The sequence below is a fragment of the Virgisporangium aurantiacum genome (genome assembly GCF_016863635.1).
GTDB lineage: Bacteria > Actinomycetota > Actinomycetes > Mycobacteriales > Micromonosporaceae > Virgisporangium > Virgisporangium aurantiacum.
In genome coordinates this window covers 154,300-177,342 of the sequence record NZ_BOPG01000037.1, presented here as the reverse complement: position 1 = coordinate 177,342, position 23,043 = coordinate 154,300, and the positions used below count along the sequence as shown (strand labels likewise).

20 protein-coding genes and 1 pseudogene are annotated in these 23,043 nt (G+C 70.5%); 10 read left to right on the top strand and 11 right to left on the bottom strand.

Annotated features, from left to right (window positions below):
* Positions 1-81: 81 nt before the first annotated feature.
* The 4 genes from Vau01_RS30490 to Vau01_RS30475 all read right to left on the bottom strand — a co-directional run bounded on the left by Vau01_RS30490 (position 82) and on the right by Vau01_RS30475 (position 4,756).
* Complete coding sequence (locus tag Vau01_RS30490; protein WP_203999622.1) at positions 82-2,544, bottom strand: penicillin acylase family protein; 2,463 nt, start codon at positions 2,542-2,544, stop codon at positions 82-84.
* Between the two features lie 141 nt (positions 2,545-2,685).
* A complete protein-coding gene (locus tag Vau01_RS30485) occupies positions 2,686-3,249 on the bottom strand; it encodes a pyruvoyl-dependent arginine decarboxylase (protein WP_203999620.1) in 564 nt (187 codons plus the stop codon).
* Positions 3,250-3,341: 92 nt separating this feature from the next.
* On the bottom strand, positions 3,342-3,884 hold the full coding sequence (locus Vau01_RS30480; RefSeq protein ID WP_203999618.1) for a hypothetical protein: 543 nt from the start codon (positions 3,882-3,884) through the stop codon (positions 3,342-3,344).
* Between the two features lie 236 nt (positions 3,885-4,120).
* Entirely contained in the window at positions 4,121-4,756 is a 636-nt protein-coding gene (locus Vau01_RS30475) for a TetR/AcrR family transcriptional regulator (protein ID WP_203999616.1), read from the bottom strand.
* A 174-nt stretch (positions 4,757-4,930) separates the two neighbouring features.
* Between Vau01_RS30475 and Vau01_RS30470 the strand changes: the two genes are divergently transcribed.
* Both Vau01_RS30470 and Vau01_RS64715 read left to right on the top strand, forming a co-directional pair.
* Positions 4,931-6,070: an acyltransferase family protein gene (locus tag Vau01_RS30470; protein ID WP_203999614.1), complete on the top strand. Its 1,140-nt coding sequence runs from the start codon at positions 4,931-4,933 to the stop codon at positions 6,068-6,070.
* A 20-nt stretch (positions 6,071-6,090) separates the two neighbouring features.
* On the top strand, positions 6,091-6,882 hold the full coding sequence (locus tag Vau01_RS64715) for a hemerythrin domain-containing protein (protein ID WP_203999612.1): 792 nt from the start codon (positions 6,091-6,093) through the stop codon (positions 6,880-6,882).
* Between the two features lie 312 nt (positions 6,883-7,194).
* Here Vau01_RS64715 and Vau01_RS30460 read toward each other — a convergent pair whose 3' ends face one another.
* Both Vau01_RS30460 and Vau01_RS30455 read right to left on the bottom strand, forming a co-directional pair.
* The gene (locus tag Vau01_RS30460) at positions 7,195-7,872 is read right to left on the bottom strand and encodes a response regulator transcription factor (protein ID WP_203999609.1); all 678 of its coding nucleotides are present in this window, start codon (positions 7,870-7,872) and stop codon (positions 7,195-7,197) included.
* Positions 7,869-9,128: a sensor histidine kinase gene (locus Vau01_RS30455; protein ID WP_203999606.1), complete on the bottom strand. Its 1,260-nt coding sequence runs from the start codon at positions 9,126-9,128 to the stop codon at positions 7,869-7,871. Before Vau01_RS30455 ends, Vau01_RS30460 begins: the two co-directional genes overlap by 4 nt.
* A 168-nt stretch (positions 9,129-9,296) precedes the next feature.
* On the opposite strand from Vau01_RS30455, the gene Vau01_RS30450 reads away from it, so the two are divergent.
* On the top strand, positions 9,297-11,438 hold the full coding sequence (locus Vau01_RS30450; RefSeq protein WP_203999603.1) for an MMPL family transporter: 2,142 nt from the start codon (positions 9,297-9,299) through the stop codon (positions 11,436-11,438).
* Here the strand turns inward: Vau01_RS30450 and Vau01_RS30445 are convergent.
* Positions 11,432-12,322: pseudogene (locus Vau01_RS30445) on the bottom strand (adenosylhomocysteinase); the annotation flags it as partial. The gene Vau01_RS30450 and the pseudogene Vau01_RS30445 sit on opposite strands and share 7 nt — an antisense overlap.
* On the opposite strand from Vau01_RS30445, the gene Vau01_RS30440 reads away from it, so the two are divergent.
* The gene (locus tag Vau01_RS30440; protein WP_239151975.1) at positions 12,239-13,456 is read left to right on the top strand and encodes an alpha/beta hydrolase family protein; all 1,218 of its coding nucleotides are present in this window, start codon (positions 12,239-12,241) and stop codon (positions 13,454-13,456) included. The pseudogene Vau01_RS30445 and the gene Vau01_RS30440 sit on opposite strands and share 84 nt — an antisense overlap.
* Before the next feature lie 8 nt (positions 13,457-13,464).
* Here the strand turns inward: Vau01_RS30440 and Vau01_RS30435 are convergent, their stop codons facing one another.
* Positions 13,465-14,214: a TetR/AcrR family transcriptional regulator gene (locus Vau01_RS30435; RefSeq protein WP_203999595.1), complete on the bottom strand. Its 750-nt coding sequence runs from the start codon at positions 14,212-14,214 to the stop codon at positions 13,465-13,467.
* Between the two features lie 83 nt (positions 14,215-14,297).
* Between Vau01_RS30435 and Vau01_RS30430 the strand changes: the two genes are divergently transcribed.
* Together Vau01_RS30430 and Vau01_RS30425 are read left to right on the top strand one after the other, a co-directional pair.
* Positions 14,298-15,245, top strand: a complete 948-nt coding sequence (locus Vau01_RS30430) for an ATP-binding cassette domain-containing protein (RefSeq protein WP_203999593.1) — start codon at positions 14,298-14,300, stop codon at positions 15,243-15,245.
* Positions 15,238-16,053: an ABC transporter permease gene (locus Vau01_RS30425; protein ID WP_203999591.1), complete on the top strand. Its 816-nt coding sequence runs from the start codon at positions 15,238-15,240 to the stop codon at positions 16,051-16,053. The genes Vau01_RS30430 and Vau01_RS30425 overlap by 8 nt, the downstream gene beginning before the upstream one ends.
* Here Vau01_RS30425 and Vau01_RS30420 read toward each other — a convergent pair.
* Positions 16,043-16,807: a phytanoyl-CoA dioxygenase family protein gene (locus Vau01_RS30420; protein WP_203999589.1), complete on the bottom strand. Its 765-nt coding sequence runs from the start codon at positions 16,805-16,807 to the stop codon at positions 16,043-16,045. The genes Vau01_RS30425 and Vau01_RS30420 overlap by 11 nt on opposite strands.
* Before the next feature lie 163 nt (positions 16,808-16,970).
* On the opposite strand from Vau01_RS30420, the gene Vau01_RS30415 reads away from it, so the two are divergent.
* A complete protein-coding gene (locus Vau01_RS30415) occupies positions 16,971-18,218 on the top strand; it encodes a glycoside hydrolase family 16 protein (protein ID WP_203999587.1) in 1,248 nt (415 codons plus the stop codon).
* On the opposite strand, the gene Vau01_RS30410 is transcribed toward Vau01_RS30415, so the two are convergent.
* Together Vau01_RS30410 and Vau01_RS30405 are read right to left on the bottom strand one after the other, a co-directional pair.
* Positions 18,215-18,730: a pyridoxamine 5'-phosphate oxidase family protein gene (locus Vau01_RS30410; RefSeq protein ID WP_203999585.1), complete on the bottom strand. Its 516-nt coding sequence runs from the start codon at positions 18,728-18,730 to the stop codon at positions 18,215-18,217. The genes Vau01_RS30415 and Vau01_RS30410 overlap by 4 nt on opposite strands.
* A gap of 39 nt (positions 18,731-18,769) precedes the next feature.
* On the bottom strand, positions 18,770-20,377 hold the full coding sequence (locus Vau01_RS30405; protein ID WP_203999583.1) for an AMP-binding protein: 1,608 nt from the start codon (positions 20,375-20,377) through the stop codon (positions 18,770-18,772).
* 113 nt (positions 20,378-20,490) lie between these two features.
* Between Vau01_RS30405 and Vau01_RS30400 the strand changes: the two genes are divergently transcribed.
* From Vau01_RS30400 to Vau01_RS30390, 3 genes are read left to right on the top strand one after another with little or no spacing between them, the layout of a single operon-like run.
* Positions 20,491-21,075 (top strand): cysteine hydrolase family protein, encoded by a 585-nt coding sequence (locus Vau01_RS30400; RefSeq protein WP_203999581.1) that lies wholly within the window; start codon positions 20,491-20,493, stop codon positions 21,073-21,075.
* On the top strand, positions 21,072-22,004 hold the full coding sequence (locus tag Vau01_RS30395) for a GlxA family transcriptional regulator (protein WP_203999579.1): 933 nt from the start codon (positions 21,072-21,074) through the stop codon (positions 22,002-22,004). Before Vau01_RS30400 ends, Vau01_RS30395 begins: the two co-directional genes overlap by 4 nt.
* A gap of 4 nt (positions 22,005-22,008) precedes the next feature.
* Positions 22,009-23,016: an aldo/keto reductase gene (locus tag Vau01_RS30390; protein WP_203999577.1), complete on the top strand. Its 1,008-nt coding sequence runs from the start codon at positions 22,009-22,011 to the stop codon at positions 23,014-23,016.
* Positions 23,017-23,043: the final 27 nt, after the last annotated feature.

Genomic DNA, 23,043 nt, shown 5'->3' with positions numbered 1-23,043 from the left:
CCCAGGCACACGCCGATCTTGGACTCCTTGGGGTGCCGTGGCACCGTCGGGAGTCCAAGATCGGCGAGCAGACCTACGGGGTCAGGCCTGGACGACCACCTTGATGGATAGGGCGGGGTCCTGGGAGATCGAGGCTTCGGTGTACTTGCAGTCGCGGAGTTTCTTCTGGGACCACAGGCGGGTCTGGTCGGCGAAGTTCGGCGACCCGGGGTCGATGGACTCGCTGAACGTCAGGATGCACTTGGCGTCCAGGCCCTGCGCCGTGTAGCCGATGGTCAGCAGGAAGCTGGAACCGTAGTTGATGACGTAGCCCTTGTTCGTCAGGTCGGAGCCGGGCACCGGCGGGCCGGCGTCGAAGACCGGCTCCAGAGACGTGCCCGGAGCGGCGGAGTACTCGGCCATGTTGGCGATGCCCACGTCTTCGGTGGAGCCGGGGACCGGGATCCGGTCGGCGCCCTTCAACGTGTACTGCACGGCGTCCATCCGCACGTTCAGCGCGAATCCCAACGATCGCATCCGGACCATGGCCCGGGCGAGCCCTTCCAGCAGCGGCATCGGATCGGCCGGCGCACCGCGCGGCGTGTTCGTCGGGTTGGCAGGATCATATTGGACGCCGAACAGCGGGCCGGCTTCGGAAAGCGCCGACGGGCTCAGCGCCGTGACGGAGAAGATCGTCTCCCGCCACAGCGCCGCCCCCCGGCTGGCCAGCTCGAACCGCTTGTCCCAGGATGCCAGGACGTCGCAGCCCGGACGCAGGTCGACGGCCGTGCCGTCGACGGTGACCGGGGTGGCGCCGCGGGCGCGGCAGGCGGTGACGGTGGACGCGGCCAGTTCGTCGGCCGTGTACGTGGTGCCGGACAGGATCGCGTTACCCAGCCCGGCCACGGTGAACCGGCCCCGCGAGTCGACCGTGCCCGGCTCGCGGCCGTTGATCAGCCGGAGGTTCTGCCGGGTGCGGACCGACAGCGGCGCCTCCTCCGAGCCCTGCAGCGGCGAGAAGCCGGTGAGGCGCTGGGTCTGGTGGACCACCCAGTGGCTGTCGTTGGAGTTGAACAGGTAGTCGCGGCGGGCCGCCTGCGGTTGCCGCGCGAACGGGATCAGGCCCGGCGAGCGGGCGCCCGGCAGGTTCTGCCACGCGTTGGAACTGTCGCTGCCGTTCAGCGCGCCCAGCGGGTGGGCGGCCCATTCGGCGAGCGACGACGGCGACAGCGCCGGCGTCTGCGACGAGTCGGTGTAGAACGCGTTTCCCTTGGCGTCGCTGACGATCGTGTTCACCCACGGGATGCCCTGGTCGCGGGAGATCGCGTCGCGCACCCCGGCGGCGTCGGGCGCGCGGGCGATGTTGAACCACTGCCGCAGCATGCGGTCGTTGTCGATGTTCGCGTCGTGGTAGGTCATGGCCTGGGTCTCCGTCCACCCGAACGACGGGTCCACGAAGGACAGATCGAGCACCGGCCCGTACCGGGTGGAGTACATCGTGCGGGTGACGGGCACCGGCGCACCCGACCCGGTGTTGACGAGCACGGTGACCTGCTTGCGGTTCATCGCCTCCGGCACGCCGTCGACGAGGTACGTGGTGGGCGAGCCCGGCACGAGGTCGACGGTGTAGTACGTGAAGCGCGAACCGGCGGCGACGGTGTGCGTCCAGGCGACCTTGTCGGTGAAGCCGATCTGCACGCCCGGGAGGCCGCCGAGCGAGCCGCCGTACACGTTGAGCTTGTTGGCGACCGTCAGGTGCGACTCCCAGAACCGCAGTTCGCCCTGCCACGGGAAGTGCGGGTTGGCGACCAGCATGCCCTTGCCGTTGACGGACTTGTCGGCGCCGATCGCCCAGCCGTTGCTGCCGAGGCCGGCCTGTCCGGACTGCTGCTCGTCCACCTGGCGCAGGGCGTTGGCGGCGGCGGCCGGCGACACGTCCAGCGCCGCCGTTCCGGGCGGCGACGCCGCGGCGATCAGCGGAACCAGCGGGTTGCCGCTGGCGAGCAGCGCGAGATCGCGCTGGTAGGCGAGCAGGTCGACGGCGCTGATCGGGGCGATCCACGGCGCGCCCCGGCACCAGCCCGGCACCCGGCTGGCGCCGGTGACGGCGAGGAAGGCGTTGAACCCGGCGACGTAGCCGTTGAGGAGTTCGCGCTCCTCGGCCGTCAGCCGGGCCTCCTGGGCCTGGGCCAGTTCGACGAGCCCGAGCGCCTTGTACCCGAAGTCGCTGGCCAGGTTCATGTCGTCGGCGCCCGGTCCGTACCAGCGGGACCGTTCGCCGCGGACCTTGACGATCTGGTCGGCCAGGTCGCAGTAGCGGTCCTGACCGTAGGCGTAGCCCTGGCCGAACGTCGCGTTGCCCAGGGTGGTGGCCAGCACGTGCGGGACGCCGTAGCTGGTCCGCCGGATGACCGCCGTGTAGCCGGCGAACGCCACCGGATCGGCCGCGGCCGGGGTCGGTAGGAAGAGGGTCGGCAGGATCATGGCGATGGACAGGGTGGCGACGGCGAGAAGAGATCGGCGCTTTTGCGGCACGCCGGGGCCGCTGGGAGTGCTTTTCGGCACGGCAACTCCGATTGATCGCGGGGAAGGGGGCCCCGTGAGGGACCCCGCCAGGTTGACGAAGGGTAGGGGAATCAAAACCCTCAGTGCAGAGACTGCCGCGTACCGCGATCAACAACATCCGCCATCTGGCGCGTTTTTCGACTACTGAGACACTGACGGGTGGCATTGTACGGCAAAGATTTCCGTAGTCGGGCGGGGCGGTGTGCGTCTCCTGTTCTTTTTGACGCGCGAGGCCCGGCGCCAGGCCGCGGCCTCGAACACCGCGACGGCCAATGCGCAGACCGGTTGATCGACGCACTCGGTGCCCGCGACCACGATGCCCCGCGCCGGCAGGGTGATCCCCCGGTTTCGGCACAGCGCGTCGAGGGAGTCGGCGACCAGGCCGCGCAGCGTGGGTTCGTCGGGCGCGTGGTGCTCGACCAGCAGGCCGCGGCCGGAATCGTCCTGGCCCCAGCCGATGCCCGCCCACGCCTGGGCGCCGGGCACCGCGGCGCGCTCCTGCGCCATGACGCAGTACAACCGGTCGCCCCAGCCGCCCGGCGTGCCGACGATCCGCGCGACCCGCCGGACCGAACTGGCCGGTGGTAGGACCGAGCTCAAATAGATCAGATTCCGGTCGGCGACCCCCGCCGCCACGAGAGCGGCGTCAAAGGCAGACAGTTCGGTGGGCCCGCGACCGACGGCGCCCGTCACCGGGATGATCATCGATCAGTCCTCCAGTCGCACCGCTGGCCGGGCGCAAGGCTCGGAAAGCGACTCGCGCCCGGCCAGGCCGGTGACCGCCGGGCCGCAGACGTTCAGGCGGCGGGGAATTCGTAGAGCCAGTAGGACTGTTCGTCCATGCGTTCGGTGCGCACCTCGCCGGAGAGACGGTGCAACATCAGCGGGACCACGCGGGACATGTGGCGCTTCTGGTCGTTGAATCGACACATGTCGAGCGAGATGATCCCGTTCTGGGTGGCGGCCAGCCGGTACATGGCCTCGACCAGCTCGCCGAACGCGGTCGCGGCCTGCGCCCTCGGGTGGATGGCCACGAAGCCGCAGTACCAGATGCGCCGCTCGGCGTAGAGGTCCGGCCAGCGCCGCTCGAAGTACGCCGGCGAGATCAGCGGAACCGCGTCGAGGTCGTTCGTGTAGGTGGACAGGCCGCACAGCGAGTCGGTGTCGTCCAGGCACAGGTACTTCTGCACCCGTTGATCGCGCATGACGTCGTCGAATTCGGCGCGGTACATGAGGTGCCGCTGCACGGCCATGGCATTCAGATCTTTGAATGCCGCGTAGTACAGTGCCCACGCCTCTTCGAGGAGCTCCCCGTGAACGTCGTCGACTACCTTGATCATCCTCAACCCCGATCACCCATCCCGGGCGGGACTTCCGCCGGGAACAGAGCGGACGCCTCAAGCGGATGAAACTTGAATTGAACCTGGTGAGCGTCCGTCACGTAGAGAATATGGTCAAGCACGCTCCGCTACAACGACGCCTGACGATCGGATCGAGGTAGGCACATCTGCCTGCGCCCTTCCAGCCTGAAACATTTCACAATGACAGGTGGCAACTGTTCGATTACGCTCCGCTGCTACGGTACCTCGGAGCTTTGTGACGCGTACAGGCCCTCGAGCACCATCGCGCTGATTTGGCGCGCGACCTCATCGACGCCGGCCGGTCCGGCGGGGTGCAGCCACTGGTACGCCCCCACACACATCCCCACCAGCCCGAACATCGCGATCCGGGCGTCGATGTCCGGGCGGAACGCGCCCTTCGCCACGCCGTCCTGGACCATGCCGGCGAGCGCCGCCTCCACCAGGCCGAGCTTGCGGGCCACGTCACCCGTGGCGTGACGACGCTCCCGATGGAAGATCGTCGTGTGCGCCCGGTATTCGGTGAGGCAGAACCGGATCAGCTCCGCCACCCGGATCCTCGGGTCGTCGCTGGCGGCCTCGATCCCGTGGATGGCGGCGAGCTGGGCCTCCAGGTACTCCTCGTGGATGTGGCGCAGCAGGTCGTCCTTGCTCTCGAAGTGGTGGTAGAACGCACCCTTGGTCAGCCGGGCGTGGTCGGCGATCTCCTGCACCGAGGTGCGGTCGAACCCCCGTCGCTCGAACAGTCTCAGCGCGCTCGCGACCAGCGATCTGCGCGTGTTCTCCGGGTCGTAGCCGTCGGCCCAGCGCTGCCGGCGTCGCGCCGACATCGGTCCGGTGGTCACACGGGTCATGCCCGCCCCCTGTCCCCCGTTTAATTGACGTGCGTCTGTACCTTAGGGAGCTTTCACCTGCGGATCCGGGAGTTGGCGCGCGGTGAACCAGGTCTTGAGGTGGACACGATTCCGTTTCGGTCGGGGGTCAACCGGTTGCGGGTTCCGCGTCTCTTTTGTTAGGTGGATCCCGCTATGCGAACCCAACTGCAGATCGACGCGCCACCCGGCCCCGCGGCGCCCCCCGTTCCGGAGAAGAGCCGGCTTCCGTCGTTGACCGGTTTGCGGTGGATCGGTGCGATGCTCGTCTTCGGCTTCCACGTGGGAACGATGGGCATCATGGCCGACGAGGGCCCGCGGACGCTCATCTCCCGGGTGTTCGGCATGGGCCTGTCCGGCGTGCAGTTCTTCTACATCCTCAGCGGGTTCGTGCTCGTGTGGTCGTTCCGGCCGGGCGAGAAGAGAATGACGTTCTACCGCCGGCGCATCGTGAAAATCCTTCCCAACCACGCGGTGCTGTGGCTGGCCGTGATCCTGCTGGTCGGCGTGTGGTGGGGCGACCCGGTGAACCCGGTCGTGGCAGTGGTGAACCTGTTCCTGGTACAGGCCTGGTTCCCCGCCAACGGCTGGTTCTACAGCATCAACACGGTCAGCTGGTCGTTGTCGTGCGAGCTGTTCTTCTATCTATGCTTGCCGCTGGTCCTCCCGCTGATCCGGCGGCTGCCGGCGTGGGCGCTGTACGCCGTCGCCGTCGCGCTGCCGTTGCTGATGCTGGTGGCGATCTGGCCCGGACAGCTGCTGGTGCCGGAGTCGTGGCGCTGGTGGTTCACGCAGGTCTTCCCCGTGGTCCGCTCGCTGGAGTTCTGGCTCGGGGTGGTGGCCGCGGAACTGAGCCTGCGGTCCCGGTGGCGCGGCCCCGGACTGCCGGTGTCGCTGGGAGTCTTCGCCGCCGCGTGGGTAGTCTGCTCGAACGAGTGGGTGCCGGCGGTGATGTGGCCGACCGTGCTCGCCGTCGCCTACATCGTGGTCATCGCGGCCGCCGCCCGCGCCGACGTCGAGAACCTCTGGTCACCGTTCCGCAACCGTCCCCTCAGGTGGCTGGGCGAGGTATCGTTCGCGTTCTATATGGTGCACGTCTTCGTGGTCACCGGCGTGCTGCGCGCGGTCGGGCAGACGCACGGATACTCCGGCTGGGCCGGGCTGGCGGCGTCCCTCGGCCTGTTCGGTTTGTGTCTGGGTTCGGCGGCACTGTTGTACCGGTACGTCGAGCAGCCGATGGTGCGGTTGCTCGGCCCGCGCCGGCCCCGGTATTTGCGACCCTCGCGGGCCTCATGATCGAATAGACGCAGCATCGCGTGCTGGTGACGGACCGCGTCAGGCATGGAGGTGTGCAATCGAAGGGCCACCGTTCAGTGGCATTGTCTGATCAAGACCGGGCGGTCGCGTTCAGTGCGCAGTTGGCCGCGGCGCATCGGGAGTTGCGGGCTCGTGTCGCCCGTTTGCGGAGCGCGCTCGCTCGCGTTGAGGCCGATGAGGCCGGCGGGTCGATCGGCGGGGAGGCCGGCGCCGGAACTGGCAGCCTGGTCGGCGGCGAAGCCGGCGCCGGGACCGGCGGCCCGGTCGGCGGCGAAGCTGGCGCAGTGACCGGCGGCGTGGCCGGCAGGACGCCCGGTGGCACGCCTGGTAGCACGCCCAATGGCGTGGGCGGCGGCACGACCAGCAGCAGCACCAGCGGGGCGACCGGCGGCGAAACTGGCGGCGTGGCCGGCGGCGTGGCCGGTGCCGGGGTGCTGGCCGCGCATTGTCTCGCGTTCTGCTCGGCGTTGACCGCGCACCACCAGGGCGAAGACACCGGCATGTTCGCGGAACTGGCCAGGGCACGGCCTGATCTCGCCGGCAAGATCGACAAGCTCGTCGAGGACCACGGGATGATCGGCACGATCCTCCAACGGGTCGCCGACCTCGCGGAGCGGGCCAGCGGCGCCGACCGCACGACACTGAAGACGCTCGGCGGCGAGCTCGACGGGCTGGCGGCGATCATGGAGTCGCACTTCCGCTTCGAGGAGCGGGCGATCAGCGCCGCCCTCGACGATGGCGGCGTGACCGACACCGGGTGGTCGCGTCCGGTGTTCCGGTTCGACGGGTAGACGCGCGCGATCCCGCGCCGTTCGCCCGACCCCTTCGCATGATCACCTTCACTGGCGGAAACGTGCAGCGACACTCCACTTTCCAGCCAGTGAGGTTGATCATGCGAGAGCCTGCCCCCCGGCGACGCGGCACCCTTACGGGAGAGAAGGGTTGGTTGTGCTGGCGGCCGCGCGGACGAGTGGCCTGGCGCGCGCTCGGGTGGCGGTAATGCACCTGAGAACCGCTTGTTGAGGTTGATAGCCGCCACCCGAGCAGAGCGGCTCCCGCCGGTCAGGGTGCGGAGCGGCCGCACGCGGGCAAGCCGGAAAGTGTTAGTGGCCGATGTCGTGGTCGCCGGGGTGGACGAGGGCGCTCTCGTACGCGAACACCACGATCTGGGCGCGGTCGCGCAGGCCCAGCTTCGTGAGGACGCTGGAGATGTGCGACTTGACCGTGGCCGGGCCGATTCGCAGGTCGAGGGCGATCTCGGTGTTGGTGGCGCCGCGGGCCACCGCGACGACGATGTCGCGTTCGCGGTCGGTCAGGCGATGGGCGCGGGCGGCGACGGCCGTGTTCACCGAGCGGCGTTCCGTGAAGCGGCCGATGAGGCGGCGGGTGATCGATGGCGCGATCAGCGCACCGCCGTCGGCGATGGTTCGGACGGCGTCGGCCAGTTGCTGCGGCGGGATGTCCTTGAGCACGAAGCCGCTCGCTCCGGCGCGCAGCGCCCGGTAGACGTACTCGTCGGGGTCGAAGGTGGTGAGGATCAGGACGCGCACGGGCCAGTCGGCCTCGTTCAGGATCCGTGCGGTGGCCTCGAGCCCGTCGAGGTCGGGCATGCGGATGTCCATCAGGATGACGTCGGGGCGGTGCTCGTGCGCGGCGTCGATCGCCTCGAACCCGGTGCCGGCCTCGGCCACCACGTCGATGTCGGGGTGGACGCCCAGGATCATCGCGAACCCGCCCCGTACCAACGCCTGATCGTCGGCGACGACCACCGTGATCGTCATGCCGCGTCTCCGGTGACGGGAAGGCGGGCGACGACCCGGAAGCCGCCGTCGGGGTGGGGACCGGTGTCGAGACTGCCGCCGAGGAGGACCGCACGTTCCCGCATCCCGATGATGCCGTGGCCGGCGACCCGCCGTGGCCGCGCGGCGGAGCCTCGCGGGGCGGGCTGGTCGGCGATCTGCACGGATGGCACGGTGGCGCTTCGTGCCACGGGCTGGTCGGCGGATCTCGGGGTGGGGAGCTGCGTGGCGTGGTCGAGGATCTCGATGGTGATGGTGCCATCCACTTCGGTCAGGTGGACCTCGGCCCGCGTGCCGGGGCCGCCGTGCTTGAGGACGTTCGTGAGGGCTTCCTGGATGATGCGGTACGCCGACAACTGCACCCGGATCGGCAACGGCGTTCGCACGGCGTCGTGGACGTCGACGGTGAGGCCGGCGGCGCGGACCTGGTCGAGCAGCCGGGGCAGGTCGGCGAGACCCGGTTGGGGGCCGGTCGCGCCAGGGTCGGCGCCGTTGGCACCGGACTCCGGGCGTAACACGCCGAGCAGGTGGCGCAGCTCGTCGAGGGCCTGCCGGCCGGCCTGCTCGACGGCGGCCATCGCCCGCCGGGCGGCCTCCGGGTCGGCGTCGGCGACGGCCTGGGCGGCGCCGGCCTGCACCGTCATCATGCTCACCTGGTGGGCGACCACGTCGTGGAGCTCACGGGCGATGTGGGTGCGTTCCTCGGCGACGATGCGGCGGGCCTCGTCGACCTGATGCCGACGCCGCTGGACGGCGCGCTCCTCGCGCAGCCGCAACTGCCGCCCCACGTACCAGGTGAGCGACAGCGCGCCGACCCCGAACGCGGTCTCGCCCCACGGGGTGGACCGGACCAGCCCCTCGGCCACCAGTGCGGCGGATATCACGCCGAGGCCGGCCAGCCCCAGCCGGACATCGGCCACGTACCGGCCCGCGCTGTAGAGGACGACCAGCACCGTGAACCCCAGGTCGTACCTGCCGGTGGGCACGAGCACCGCCCAGCCGACGGCGGCCACGCCGAGCATCAGCAGCGGCGCCCGCCGGCGCAGGTACGTGGCCGCCGTCGCACACGCGATCACCAGTACGACCGGGACGGGCACCGAGCTCACCGGCCGGAGGACCAGCGTTTCGTCGGGACCCTCGGCGACCGTGACCGTGATGACGAACAGCACCGCCGCGAGCACGGCGTCGCTGACCCGTGGCCAGCGGGCGAACGGGCCACGCACTGAAACTACCTTCATGGCCCACCCCCCAACGATCCCGACGTCGGCTCACCGTAGGACAGCCCGCCACCGGCGTCATCCGCCCCTGGGCTGACATCCTCACGTGCGTCCCCGCCTTCGGATGGAGACGGTGGCCCGCCGGGCGCCGGAAGACGGCGCCCGGCGGACGCCCCCACGATGGCCGCCATGAATTCCTTCACCCGGCGCCTCGGCGCGGCCAGCGCCCGCAGGCCATGGATCACTATCGCCGCCTGGTTGGTGGCCGCCGCCGTCGTTCTCGGGCTGGCGGGAACGGTCGGCGGTTCGTTCGCCGACGACTTCGTCGCGCCCGGAAGCCAGAGCGAGCGCGCCATGCACCTCCTCGAGGAGCGGTTCCCGGCGGCGGCCGACGGCAACGCGCTCGCGGTGTTCGCGGCCCCGGAAGGGCAACGCCTGGAGGGAAACCGGGCCGCCGTCGACCGCGCGGTCGCGGCGATAGGTGACGTCGAGCACGTCGCCGCCGTCGCGGACCTGACGATCGCGCCCGACGGGCGGATCGGCTACGCCGAAATCACCTTCGACGCGCCCTCGGCGGACCTCGGCATCGCGGGGTTCGCCGCGATGAGTGACGCGCTGGAACCGGCCCGGCAGGCCGGACTGCAGGCCGAGATCGGCGGCGACGCGGCGTTCATCAACTCCGAGACGCCGACGTCCGGCACGGAGGCCGTCGGCATCGTCATCGCGTTGATCGTGCTGGTCGTCGCGTTCGGAAGCGTGGTGGCGGCACTGGTGCCGATCGTGCTCGCGCTTCTCGTGGTCGCGCTCGGGCTCGGCGCGATCACGTTGCTGGCCAGGGGAATGGACGTCTCCACCGCCGCGCCGACGGTCGCCGCGATGATCGGCCTCGGCGTCGGCATCGACTACGCGCTCTTCATCGTCGCCCGCTACCGCGAGAACCGCGGCGCGGGAAGCGACAACCGCGGCGCGGGAAGTGACAACCGCACCGCGCTCGCCGACGCGATGGGTGCGGCCGGACCGGCGGTCGTGTTCGCCGGCGGCACCATCGTCGTCTCGATGTCGGCGCTCGCGTTGACCGGCATGGGTTTCCTCACCTCCACCGGGCTCAGCACCGCGTTGGTGGTGCTCGGCGCGGTGGCCGCCGCGCTGACGCTGCTGCCCGCGATCCTGTCGTTGCTCGGCAACGGCGTCGACCGCGGCCGGGTACCGCTGATGCGGTCCACGACCGGATCCGGCCCGTGGGGCCGGGTCGCCGCCGCCGTGTCGCGGCGGCCGTGGCCCTACCTCGTGGTCGCGACAGCGTTCCTGCTCGCGATCGCCGCTCCGGCGCTCGGCCTGCGCACCGGTTTTCCGGACGCCGGCGGCGACACGACCGAGACCTCCCACCGCCGCGCGTACGACCTGCTGGCCGAGGGCTTCGGCCCGGGCATAAACGGCCCCCTGCTGCTGGTGATCGACGGCGCGGCAGACGTCTCCGGTCTCGCGCAACGGATCGCGGCCGATCCGGGCATCGCGTCGGTGAGCCCGCCGCAGGTGTCGCCGGCCGGTGACACGGTGGTGCTGCGCCTGGTGACGACCACCGCGCCCGCCGACGAGGCGACCGCGGACACCCTCGACCGTGTGCGGAACATGTTGCCCGCCAACGCGTCCGTCTCCGGCCTGACGGCGATGACCACCGACCTCAGCCGGCACCTCGACCGCATGCTGCCGATCTTCGTCGGCGGCATCCTGATCGCGTCGTTCCTGCTGCTGCTCCTGGTGTTCCGGTCGGTGCTGGTGCCGCTGAAGGCGGTGCTGATGAACCTGCTGTCGATCGGCGCGGCGTACGGCGTGCTGGTCGCGGTGTTCCAGTGGGGCTGGCTGCAGGACGTGATCGGGCTGGAGGCGACGACCGTCATCGCGTCACCGTTGCCGACGCTGTGTTTCGCCGCGCTCTTCGGGCTGTCGATGGACTACGAGGTGTTCCTGCTGTCGCGGATCCGGGAGGAGTACCGGGCGAGCGGCGACACCGTGGCCTCGGTCGCCCGCGGCATCACGGCCACCGGGCGGGTCATCACGTCGGCGGCGCTCATCATGACGGGCCTGTTCCTGGCGTTCGTCGCGAACCCGTCGCCGTTCACGAAGATGGTCGGCCTCGGCCTCGCCACGGCCGTGTTCCTCGACGCGACGGTGGTGCGGCTGATCCTGGTGCCGGCGCTCATGACCCTGCTGGGCAAGGCGAACTGGTGGCTGCCGGGATGGCTCGACCGGCTCCTCCCCCGGCTGGACGCCCCCACGCCGACGCGTGCGGTTCCGGAGACCGCACGCGTCGAGGTGGGTGTCGGTCAGTAGCGGTAGTGGTCGGGCTTGTAGGGACCGGCCACGTCGACTCCGATGTACTCCGCCTGCACCTTGGTGAGCTCGGTCAGCCGGGCGTCGACCGCGTCGAGGTGCAGGCGGGCGACCTTCTCGTCGAGCTCCTTGGGCAGCCGGTACACCTCGTTGCGGTAGTGGCCCGGACGGGTGAACAGCTCGATCTGCGCCAGCGTCTGGTTCGCGAACGAGTTCGACATGACGAAGCTCGGGTGCCCGGTGGCGTTGCCCAGGTTCATCAACCGTCCCTCGGAGAGCACGACGATGCTGCGCCCGCTCGGGAACCGCCACTCGTGCACCTGCGGCTTGATCTCCGTCTTCACGATGCCGGGCACCGCGGCGAGGCCGGCCATGTCGATCTCGTTGTCGAAGTGGCCGACGTTGGCGACGATCGCGTTGTGCTTCATCCGGGCCATGTCCGCGGCCATGACGATGTCTCGGTTCCCGGTGGTGGTGATGACGATGTCGGCCTTCTCCACCACGTCGTCGACGCGCACGACCGACAGGCCCTCCATCGTGGCCTGCAGCGCGCAGATCGGGTCGATCTCGGTGACGACCACCCGCGCACCCTGTCCCCGCAACGCGTCCGCCACGCCCTTGCCGACGTCGCCGTAGCCGCACACGACCACCAGCTTGCCGCCGAGCATCACGTCGGTCGCCCGGTTCAGACCGTCCACAATGGAGTGACGGAGCCCGTGGAGGTGGTCCGGCCCGCGGCAGACGGCGTGGGCCGCCCCGCCGTGGTCGTCGTGCACGGGTACGCCGGCTCCGGGCGGCTGATGCGTCCGTTTGCCGACACCCTCGTGCGGCGCGGCTACGTGGTGGCCCTCCCCGACCTCGCCGGCCACGCCGCGAACACCCGTCCGCTGGGTGACATCGAACGGGAGATCGCCGACGTCGTCGCCTACCTCCGGGCGCGGCCGGACGTCGATCCGGACCGGGTGGCGCTGCTCGGGCACTCGATGGGCGCGACCGCGGTGGTCCGGGCGGGGGCGGCCGACCCGAGGATCCCCGCCACGGTGGCGATCTCCCTGCCCGACGGTGAGGTGGCAACAACGGGTCCGCGTGGGCTGCTGCTGATCGCCGGGGCGTGGGAACCGGGCGGCATCCGGGCCGCGACCCGGGCCGCGGGACGGGTCGAGGGCCGCCGGACCGTCACGGTGCCGATGGTCGAGCACGTCAGTGTCCTGTTCGCCGGGCGGACCCACCGCGAGGCCGCCGGCTGGCTCGACGACGCGCTGGCGCACCGGCCGGACCGGTCCGACGTCGCGGCGACCCAGCGGGTCGGCGCCGGCGCGCTGACCCTGGCCGGTGCGCTGCTCGTGCTCGCCGCCGGCCTGGCGTCCATCAACAGGCCCCGGCGCAGCGGGACAACGACACCCGACCGGGACCGGCTGGTGTGGCTCGGCGTCACGGTGGTGGCCGCGTCCGTCGCCGGAATCGTCGGCGGCCCGCTGCTGGCCTGGACAATGCCGGCACCGGTGTCCGGTTACCTCGTCGGCTACTTCGCGGGCGCCGGAACGGTTCTGCTGGCGGCCGAACTGGTGTACCGGCGACGAGCCGGCGACAACGTACCCGGCCTCTCGCCGCGGGCGGTGGCGACCGGCGGCGCGCTCGCGGTTGTCGCCGGCGCCGCGGTGATCGTCCCCGTGCACGCCGGCCTCACCGCGATGGTGCCGCACGGCCCGCACCGGTGGATGGTCGGAATGCTCGTGCTCGCCACCGCCGTCCTGCTGGCCGGCGCGCACACGGCCGGCCGGCCGCTGTGGGCGATGCTGGTCGTGGTGCTCGTCTGCGTGCCGCTTCCGATCGCCACGGTCGTCGGGCTGGCGCCCGGGTTCCTCGTCCTGATCGCGCCGCTCGTCGCGATCCTGTTCGCGGTCTACTTCATGGTGATGGCGCTGGCGTGGCGGGCCGCGATCCCGCTGGGGCACACCGTCGCGGCGGGCGCGCTGGTGATCGCCTGGCCGGTCGCGGCGGCGCTGCCGCTCGCCTGAGTCACCCGCTACGTGGAGCGGCCCTCGACGAGCACCGCCATGCCGTCGAGGAGCCGGTCCAGCCCGAAGTCGAAGTTCTCCGCCCAGCCCATCCCGAACGCGTCCTCGTCGAGCGCGGCCATCGCCGGATACCGGCCCGACTCCATGGCCTTCGCCAGGAACGGGTACTGCTGGGTCCAGAACTCCTCGTCGGACAGTCCACTCTGGACGGTGACCGCGTCGTACTGGATCCGGCTCCGGGCCTGGCCCACGACGTAGGCGTCGATCATCGTGACGACGGCGACGCACTCCTGGCCCGTCAGGCCCAGCCCGTCGAGGCCACGCATCAACACCTCGAGGCCGGCCACCGAGTTCGGGCCGAGCACCGGCCGGGTCCAGTTGACCTGCAGTAGCCACGGGTGCGACAGGTAGAGGCGGTAGGTGCGGCGGGCGGCGCGCTCCAGCGTCTCCCGCCACGACCCCGGGCTCGGCGACGCGGGATCGGGTGCGTCGACCCGGTCGAGCATGAGCGCGAGCAGTTCCGCCTTGCCGGGCACATACCGGTAGAGCGACATCGTGCCGACGCCGAGCTCGGCCGCCACCCGCCGCATCGAGAGCGCGTCGACCCCGTCGCGGTCGGCGAGCGTGATCGCGGCGTCGACGATCCGGTCGAGCGTCAGGCTCGGTTTCGGCCCGGGCGCGGACCGCGGGCCGCCGTTCCACAGCAGTTCCATGCTGCGCCGGACCTGCTCGGCGGCGGTGGGCTCGGGTGTGGACATCACGAGCATCCTACAAACGCGTTGTGATCTGGGTACACCGTACGCTAAATTTGCGTACACCGTACCCAGATGAAGGGAGCCCCATGGAAGGACCCGCCGTGCTCACCGACGGTCTCCGGAAGCGTTACCGCGACACCGTCGCCCTCGACGGCCTCGACCTGGCCGTGCCCGCCGGCACCGTCTTCGGGTTGCTCGGCCCGAACGGCGCCGGCAAGACCACCGCCGTGCGCATCATGTGCACCCTGCTGCGACCCGACGGCGGCCGCGCGGAGGTCGCCGGCCACGACGTCCGCACCGAGGCCCGGCGGGTGCGCCGCCGGATCGGGCTCACCGGGCAGCACACCGCGGTCGACGACACGCTCACCGCCCGGCAGAACCTCGTGATGTTCGGCCGCCTGTTCCACATCGGCAAGGCCGCCGCGCGGCAACGAGCCGGCGAGTTGCTCGACCAGTTCGGCCTCGCCGACGCCGCCGACAAGGCGCCGAAGGTGTTCTCCGGCGGGATGCGCCGCCGGCTCGACCTCGCCACGAGCATGATCCTCGCGCCGGCCGTGCTGTTCCTCGACGAGCCGACCACCGGGCTCGATCCGGCCGGCCGGCAGGAGGTGTGGCACGCCGTCGGCGACCTCGCCGCCCGCGGCACCACCGTGCTGCTCACGACCCACTACCTCGACGAGGCCGACAAGCTCTGCGACCGGATCGGCGTCATCGACAAGGGACGCAACGTCGTCGAGGACACACCGGGCGGGCTCAAGCGGCGGATCGGCACGGAACGGCTGGAGGTCGTGGCCGCCGGGCCGGACGACCTGCCGGAGATCGTGGAAGTGCTCGAGAAGGCCGCCGAAGGGCGAAAACCTTTGGTGGACCGGGATGCGCTCGCGGTCGGCGTGTCGGTTCCCGACGGGGTGCCCGTCCTCGTGCAGGTTGCCGCGGAACTCCGTGGCCGCGGCCTCGCGGTGGCCGACCTGGGCCTGCGCCGCCCCACCCTCGACGAAGCGTTCCTGCACCTGACGGGAGGATCCCGTGGATGACACGCTCGCGCTCCGGGCGCGATGGGCCATTGTGGACAGTTGGACGGTCGTCGTGCAGGAGATGACGCACCTGGTGCGGCAGCCGGCCAACTTCGCGTGGCAACTGGGCTTCCCGATCGTCATGGTGCTGTTGTTCGTCTACGTGTTCGGCAGCGCCATGGACGTGTCCGGTCACGGCGCCGGCACCGGCTACCTCGACTACGCGATGCCGGGGCTGTTCGCGATGACGATGGCGTTCGGCTTCATGAACACGGCACTCGCGGTGGCGATCACCAAGGAGAAGGGCTTCATCGACCGGTTCCGCTCCATGCCGATGGCGTCGTCGGCGGTGGTGACCGGGCGCGGCGTCGCCGATCTCCTGCACGCGACGGTCGATCTCGTCATCCTGGCGGTCATCGCGGTCGTGCTGGGGTGGCGCCCGGGCGGCTCGACGGCGGCGACGCTGAGCGCGTTCGCGCTGTTGCTGTGGCTGCGGTTGGCGCTCATCTTCGTGGGCATCCACCTCGGTCTCCTGGTGAAGAACACCGAGACGGCGGGCAACCTGTTCGCGCTCGCGTTCCCGTTCGGCATGATCTCGTCGGTGTTCGCGCCGCCGGGGCTGATGCCGGGGTGGCTCGGCACGATCGCGGCGTGGAATCCGGTCTCCTCGACGGCGGGCGCGATCCGGGACCTGTTCGAGTCGCCGCCGGTCGAGAGCGGTTACTGGATCGAGGGCCATGCGGTCGCGGCGGCGATCGTGTGGCCGGCCGTCATACTCGCGGTGTTCCTACCGCTGGCGGTCCGGCGGTACCAGCGACTCAGCCGCTGAGGCCGGCGGCGATCGCGCGCCCCACCGGCGACGGGTCGGACCCGTCGGTCGCGAAGCCGTCGCCGACGTAGATCCCCGGCTGCGCCACCATCCGCGGCGTCGTGCCGCGGTGCGGCCACGTCGCGGTGTGCACGATGAACGGGTGGCACAGGAACACGTCGCCGGCCCGGCCGGTGGCGTGCACCACCGTGCGGCACAACACCGACGGCCGCACCCCGGCCATCGCGCGGTCCGAGCTCATCCCGGTGTCGCCGGCCGGCGCCAGCGCGGGCGGAACCGCGAGGTGCGACCCGATCGCCAGCCGCGTCGGCGCGTCGTGGTCACCGACGTCGTTGAAGAGGAAAAGGGCGAGGAGACCGCGTGCGCGCGACCGGACGTTGGCCCAGTACTCGCCGTCGACGTCGTAGCTGCCCTCGATGTGCCAGCCGGCGTCGCCCGGGAACTCCTCGGACGGGAACCGCACCGGAACCGACCCGCCGACCCCCCTGCGCTGCGCCCATCGTCCCGGCCCGATCAACGCGTCGTACGCCGCCCACAACGCCGGCGCCGTGCCGGCCGTCTCGAACGGCCCACCCTCCGGGCAGGCGACCCGCACCACGGGACGGGTCCACGTGGCCGGGTCACGGGTGACGCCCTGCGCGCCCAACGCGTCCCAGATCACGTCGCGGCACGCGGCGGCGACCTCCGGTGCGAACGCACCGCGCACGGCGACATACCCGTCGCGCTCGAACTGCTCGATCTCGCGGCTGTCCACGTCGACCAGTCTGTGCCATCCATCCACGGATGGCCTCCCAATTTCCGCGCGCGACGACTCCCCGGAGAGCGCTCTCTTGACCCGCCACCGGGCGATCTCTAGAGTTCGACTCAGGTCTATCTTCGGGTCGCCCGCCCGCGGCCCGGGACCGGTAGGAGGGTCGATGAAACTGTTGCGGAGCCTCAGATTGGCGGCAACCGCCGTCCTCCTCGGGAGTACCATCGTCGCGGTCAGTACCGGTGTCACCACACCGGCGCAGGCCGCGATCGGCGGGCTCACGTGGTCGGACGAGTTCGACGGTGCCGCCGGCACCGCACCCAACCAGAGCCGGTGGCGGTACGACATCGGCGGCGGCGGGTGGGGCAACAACGAACGCCAGTACTACACGTCGAGCACGAGCAACGCGGCGTTGAACGGTGCCGGCCAGCTCGTCATCACCGCGCGACGCGAGAACCCCGCCGGATACAGCTGCTGGTACGGCAGCTGCCAGTACACGTCGGCGCGGTTGCTCACCTCCGCCACGTTCACGCAGACGTACGGCAAGTTCGAGTCGCGCATGAAGATCCCGCGCGGACAGGGTATCTGGCCCGCGTTCTGGATGCTGGGCAACGACATCGGCTCGGTCGGCTGGCCCAACAGCGGCGAGATCGACATCATGGAGAACATCGGTCGCGAGCCGAACATGGTGCACGGCACCATCCACGGCCCGGGTTACTCGGGTGGTGAGGGCATCGGCGCCGGCTACAGCATCGGCGGCGCGTTCGCCGACGCCTTCCACACCTTCGCCGTCGAGTGGGGGCCGGACTACATCGCCTGGTTCGTCGACGGCGTGCAGTACCAGCGCCGCACCCCGGCCGACCTCGGCGGCGACCGGTGGGTGTTCAACCACCCGTTCTTCATGATCATGAACGTCGCGGTCGGCGGCTTCTGGCCGGGTGACCCGGACGGGTCCACCACCTTCCCGCAGCAGCTCACGGTCGACTACGTCCGCGTCTACGGCTGGACCGACGGCGGTGGCGGCGGTGGCGGCACGAGCTCGATCATCGGCGCCGGCAGCAACCGCTGCATCGACATCCCGTCGTCCAACGCCGTCGACGGCGCCCGCCTCCAACTGTGGGACTGCAACGGGACGGGCGCGCAGCGCTGGACGTTCAACGCCGACGGATCGGTGACCGCGCTCGGCAAGTGCATGGACGTGTCCGGTGGCTCGACCGCCAACGGTGCCGCGATCCAACTGTGGACGTGCAACGGAACCGGCGCGCAGAAGTTCACCCTCAGCGGCGCCGGCGACCTGGTGAACATCCAGGCGAACAAGTGCGTCGACGTCGCCAATCTGGCCACCGGCAACGGTTCCCCGCTGCACCTGTGGGAGTGCACCGGTGCCAGCAACCAGAAGTGGCGTAAGGGTTAGCTGAAATTCCACCGAGTGGCGCCGTGGGGTTCTTCCGTCGCGACCCCCACGGCGCTGCTCGCCGTGAAGCGGTACAGGTGCCACGGCGGCGGGCCGGCGCTGGGCGCGCTGAACGGCGCGGTGAACCCGTCGCCCTCGACCCGCGCGGGCCAGCCGCCCTCCCGGTAGAAGGCGGCGAGCCGGTCCAATGTGGACGGATCCGTGACGCGGTGCGCCTCGCCGTCCAATATCAGGTCGATTCCGGCGAGCCGCACCGAGATCGTGCACGCCGGACTCGCGGCGAGGTTGCGGGACTTGACCGTGCCGGGTCCGCTCGTGAAGTAGAGGACGTCGTCTTTCCAGACCGCGCCGACCCCGGCGGAGTGCGGACGGCCGTCGGGGCGCACGGTCGCGACGAAGAACGTCAGGTCGGTGTGGGGTGTGTCGCGGACGAGCACGTCGCGCGGACGGCTCCACGGAAGCTCGGCGGATCCGTACCGGTCGAGGTTACGGGTCGAAGTAGGCTCTCTCATACCATGACGTCGAACGGGCCGGGCCGGATACGACACCCGTCAGAGGCCCAATTCGCGGGCGCTCACTTCCCGCATCTCCACCTTGCGGATCTTTCCGGTGACGGTCATCGGGAACGCGTCCACGATCATCACGTACCGGGGGATCTTGTAGTGCGCCAGTCGCCCCTCGGTGAACGCCCGCACCGCGGCGGCGTCCAACGGCGGGGCGCCCGCCTTCATCTTGATCCAGGCGCACAGTTCCTCGCCGTACTTCCCGTCGGGGACGCCGATCACCTGTACGTCCTCGATGCCCGGGTGCGTGTAGAGGAACTCCTCGATCTCGCGCGGGTAGATGTTCTCGCCGCCGCGGATCACCATGTCCTTGATCCGGCCGACGATGTTGCAGTAGCCGTCTTCGCGCATCACGGCCAGGTCGCCGGTGTGCATCCACCCGTCGGCGTCGACCGCCTCCGCGGTGCGCTCGTCGTCGTTCCAGTAGCCGATCATCACCGAGTAGCCACGCGTGCAGAACTCACCCGGCTCGCCGCGCGGAACCGTTTCGCCCGTCGCCGGGTCCACGATCTTTATCTCCACGTGCGGCGCGGCGCGTCCGATCGTTTCGGTGCGGCGCTCGAGGTCGTCGTCGGTGCGGGTCTGGCACGACACGGGCGACGTTTCGGTCATGCCGTACGCGATCGACACCTCGGCCATGTTCATGTCGTTGACGCAGCGCTTCATGACCTCGACCGGGCACAGCGCGCCGGCCATGATCCCGGTGCGCAACGACGACAGGTCGAACGACGCGAAGTCCTCGTGGTTCTGCATCGCGATGAACATCGTGGGGACGCCGTAGACGGCCGTGCACCGCTCGGTCTGCACCGCCCGCAGCGTCGCGGCGGGGTCGAACGCCGGCGCGGGAATCACCATCGTCGCGCCGTGCGTGACGCAGCCGAGGTTGGCCATCACCATGCCGAAGCAGTGGTAGAACGGGACGGGGATGCACAACCGGTCGTTCTCGGTGAACCGGATCAGTTCGGTGACGAAGTGCCCGTTGTTGAGGATGTTGCGGTGCGACAGCGTCGCGCCCTTCGGGAATCCGGTGGTGCCGGACGTGTACTGGATGTTGATCGCGTCGTCCGGCTTCAGCGTCGTCGGCAGCTCCGCGACGTCGCGGCCCGCCGAGATCAGGTCGGCCCAGTCGGACGTGTCGACGTACACGACCCGTTCGAGAGCCGGGCATTCGTCGCGCGTCTGATCGACCATGTCGCGGTAATCGCTCGTCTTGAAACGGGACGCGGCGAGCAGCAGCCGGATTCCCGACTGGTTCGCCACGTACGCGAACTCGTGCGTGCGGTACGCGGGGTTGATGTTGACCAGGATCGCGCCCACCTTCGCGGCGGCGAACTGGCTGATCGTCCACTCGGCACAGTTGGGTGCCCAGATGCCCACGCGGTCGCCCTTACCGACCCCGTACGCGATGAGGCCGCGCGCCACGTCGTCGACCGCGGTGTCGAACTCCCGGTACGTCCACCGGCGGCCGCTGGCCACCTCGACGAGCGCCTCCCGGTCGGGCCAGGTGGCCACCGTCCGCTCGAGGTTCGCGCCGATGGTCTCGTCGAGCAGGGGCGGCGTGGACTCACCCCGCGCCTCGGACAGCACTCCGGTCATGGACGTCAGGCTACGCCGGGTACGCCGATCTTTCCGATAGCGTGACCAGATCCGTCCGGGCTCCGACCTGATCCGGCCTACCGCCCGGCGCGCTGGGTTGGTCGAATCATCCCATGACCAAAGCGCTTCTCGTCATCGACGTGCAGGAGTCCTTCACCCGCCGGGATTCCTGGCAGGCTGTCTCGAATCCCGATATCGTCCAGGATGTGGCCGAGCTCGTGGCGGCCGCCCGCGGGTCCGGCGATCTCGTTGTCTGGATCCTGCACCACGAACCGGGCACCGGCGGGGTGTTCGACCCCGTCAACGGCTACACCCGGCTGTTGGACGGCCTCGGCACGGAGGAGGGCGAACCGGTGCTCACCAAGACGTCCCGCAACGCCTTCACCACCACCAACCTCCAGCAGGTGCTCACCGAGAAGGGCATCCGCGAGCTGGTGGTGTGCGGCATCCAGACCGAGCAGTGCTGCGAGACGACGGCCCGGGTCGCGAACGATCTCGGGTACGACGTCACGTTCGTCACCGACGCCACCGCGACGTTCCCGATCCCGCACCGCGACGCCCCGGCCGGCCGCCCGTACGCCGAGGTGCTCGCCGATCCGCTCACGCTCGGCGTCGACGAGATCATCTCCCGCACCGAGTACGCGCTGGCGCACCGGTTCGCGACGATCACCACGGTCAAGGAGTACGTTTCGGCGTGACCACCGTCGTGTTCCTCCTCGTGCCCCGGCTGCACCTGCTCGACCTGGCCGGGCCGGCGCAGGTGTTCTCCACCGCCGCCGATCTCGGCCACGGCTACCGGCTGCGGTACGTCGCCGAGCACGAGGAGGTGCCGACCGCGCAGGGCGTCCCGCTGCGGGCCGGTACCGCGTGGCCGGTGCTCGAACCGGACGATCTGGTGATCGTCCCCGGTTGGCGGGGACGCTTCGGAGCGCACGCGCGGCTCTCCGGAGCGACCCGCGACGCGCTCGCGGCCCATCACGCGATCGGCGGAACGGTCGCCAGCGTCTGCGCCGGCGCCTACGCGCTGGCGCAGGCCGGCCTGCTCGACGGGCGACGCTGCACCACCCACCACGCGCTGCAGGACGAGTTGGCCGCCCGCTACCCGGCCAGCCGCGTGCAACGCGACGTGCTCTACGTCGTCGACGACCGGGTGATCACGTCGGCCGGGATCGCCAGCGGCATCGACCTCGCCCTGCACCTGATCGCCGTGCGGCACGGCGCCGCTGACGCGGCGAAGGTGGCGCGCGAGATGGTCGTCTACGCGCGGCGCAACGGCGACGAGCCGCAACGCAGCGCGATGCTCCGCCACCGCGCCCACCTCAGCGACGCCGTCCACCGCGCGCAGGACCTCATCGACGCCCGCTACCAGGATCGGTTGCCGCTGGCCGAGATCGCCGCCGCGTGCGACGTGAGCCCGCGCACGCTGACCCGCCTGTTCACCACGGCCACCGGCATGACGCCGCTGCGGTACCAGCAGACGCTGCGCCTGGAACGGGCCGAGAACCTGATCGCGCACGGGTCCACAGTGGAGGCCGCCGCCCGCACCACGGGCTTCGACGACGCGCGGATGCTCCGCCGGTTGCGGTCGCGGCCCTTGTCTTCGAGCGCACTCGAAGACCTAGCGTAACCGGATGGAATACCGATACCTCGGCCGGACCGGCCTGAAGGTCAGCGAACTGTGCCTCGGCGCGATGCACTTCGGCGGGCCGACCGACGAGTCGACGAGCGTGCGTATCCTCGACGCGTTCGTCGATGCCGGCGGCACGTTCATCGACACCGCCGACGTCTACAACGGCGGCGAGTCGGAGGCGATCCTCGGCCGGTGGCTGCGCGGTCGCAACCGCGACGAACTGGTCATCGCCACCAAGGTGTGGGGACGGATGGGCCCGGGCCCCAACGACGACGGCCTGAGCCGCAAGCACATCCGCACCGCGGTCGAGGCCAGCCTCCGCCGGCTGGGCACCGACCACATCGACGTCTACTACACGCACGTCTACGACGACGCGACGCCGATCGAGGAGACACTGTCCACTCTGGACACTCTGGTGACGGCCGGGAAGGTCCGGTACCTCGGCGCCAGCAACGTGCCGGCGTGGCACCTGCAGAAGGCGATCGACGTCGCCGACCGCCACGGCTGGGCCCGCTACGACGCCCTGCAGCCGCTCTACAACCTGCTCGACCGCGAGACCGAGTGGGAGCTGATCCCGGTGTGCCGCAACGAAGGGCTGGGCGTCATGCCGTGGAGCCCGTTGCGGGCCGGCTGGCTGTCCGGCCGGTTCACCCGCGGCATGGCGGCGCCGCCCGTCGGCACCAGGATCGAGCTGGCCGCCGATCGTGGGCTCATCGAGTCGTGGGACAACTACGCCACCGAGCGCACCTGGCGGATCCTCGACGAGGCCGAGACGGTGGCCGCCGAGACCGGCCGCACGGTGGCACAGGTGGCGGTGCGGTGGTTGCTGCAGGCGCCGGGCGTCACGGCCCCGATCATCGGTCCCCGCACGCCCGACCACCTGGCCGACAACCTCGGCGCCGCCGGCTGGATCCTCACCGACGACCAGCTGGCCAGGCTCGACAAGGCCAGCGAGAAGCCGACCGTGTACCCGTACGACATCCTGGCCGGTTTCGTCCGACGCCCGTAGCGTTCGTGACGTTGCCCGGCGTTGCCC

Bases quoted from the DNA above. Each gene is read 5' to 3' on its own strand.
- Vau01_RS30485 (WP_203999620.1), bottom strand. From the start codon at position 3,249: ATGATCATCCCGGTGACGGGCGCCGTCGGTCGCGGGCCCACCGAACTG.
- Vau01_RS30480 (WP_203999618.1), bottom strand. From the start codon at position 3,884: ATGATCAAGGTAGTCGACGACGTTCACGGGGAGCTCCTCGAAGAGGCG.
- Vau01_RS30475 (WP_203999616.1), bottom strand. From the start codon at position 4,756: ATGACCCGTGTGACCACCGGACCGATGTCGGCGCGACGCCGGCAGCGC.
- Vau01_RS30470 (WP_203999614.1), top strand. From the start codon at position 4,931: ATGCGAACCCAACTGCAGATCGACGCGCCACCCGGCCCCGCGGCGCCC.
- Vau01_RS30460 (WP_203999609.1), bottom strand. From the start codon at position 7,872: ATGACGATCACGGTGGTCGTCGCCGACGATCAGGCGTTGGTACGGGGC.
- Vau01_RS30455 (WP_203999606.1), bottom strand. From the start codon at position 9,128: ATGAAGGTAGTTTCAGTGCGTGGCCCGTTCGCCCGCTGGCCACGGGTC.
- Vau01_RS30450 (WP_203999603.1), top strand. From the start codon at position 9,297: ATGAATTCCTTCACCCGGCGCCTCGGCGCGGCCAGCGCCCGCAGGCCA.
- Vau01_RS30440 (WP_239151975.1), top strand. From the start codon at position 12,239: ATGCGTCCGTTTGCCGACACCCTCGTGCGGCGCGGCTACGTGGTGGCC.
- Vau01_RS30435 (WP_203999595.1), bottom strand. From the start codon at position 14,214: ATGTCCACACCCGAGCCCACCGCCGCCGAGCAGGTCCGGCGCAGCATG.
- Vau01_RS30430 (WP_203999593.1), top strand. From the start codon at position 14,298: ATGGAAGGACCCGCCGTGCTCACCGACGGTCTCCGGAAGCGTTACCGC.
- Vau01_RS30415 (WP_203999587.1), top strand. From the start codon at position 16,971: ATGAAACTGTTGCGGAGCCTCAGATTGGCGGCAACCGCCGTCCTCCTC.
- Vau01_RS30410 (WP_203999585.1), bottom strand. From the start codon at position 18,730: ATGAGAGAGCCTACTTCGACCCGTAACCTCGACCGGTACGGATCCGCC.
- Vau01_RS30405 (WP_203999583.1), bottom strand. From the start codon at position 20,377: ATGACCGGAGTGCTGTCCGAGGCGCGGGGTGAGTCCACGCCGCCCCTG.
- Vau01_RS30400 (WP_203999581.1), top strand. From the start codon at position 20,491: ATGACCAAAGCGCTTCTCGTCATCGACGTGCAGGAGTCCTTCACCCGC.
- Vau01_RS30390 (WP_203999577.1), top strand. From the start codon at position 22,009: ATGGAATACCGATACCTCGGCCGGACCGGCCTGAAGGTCAGCGAACTG.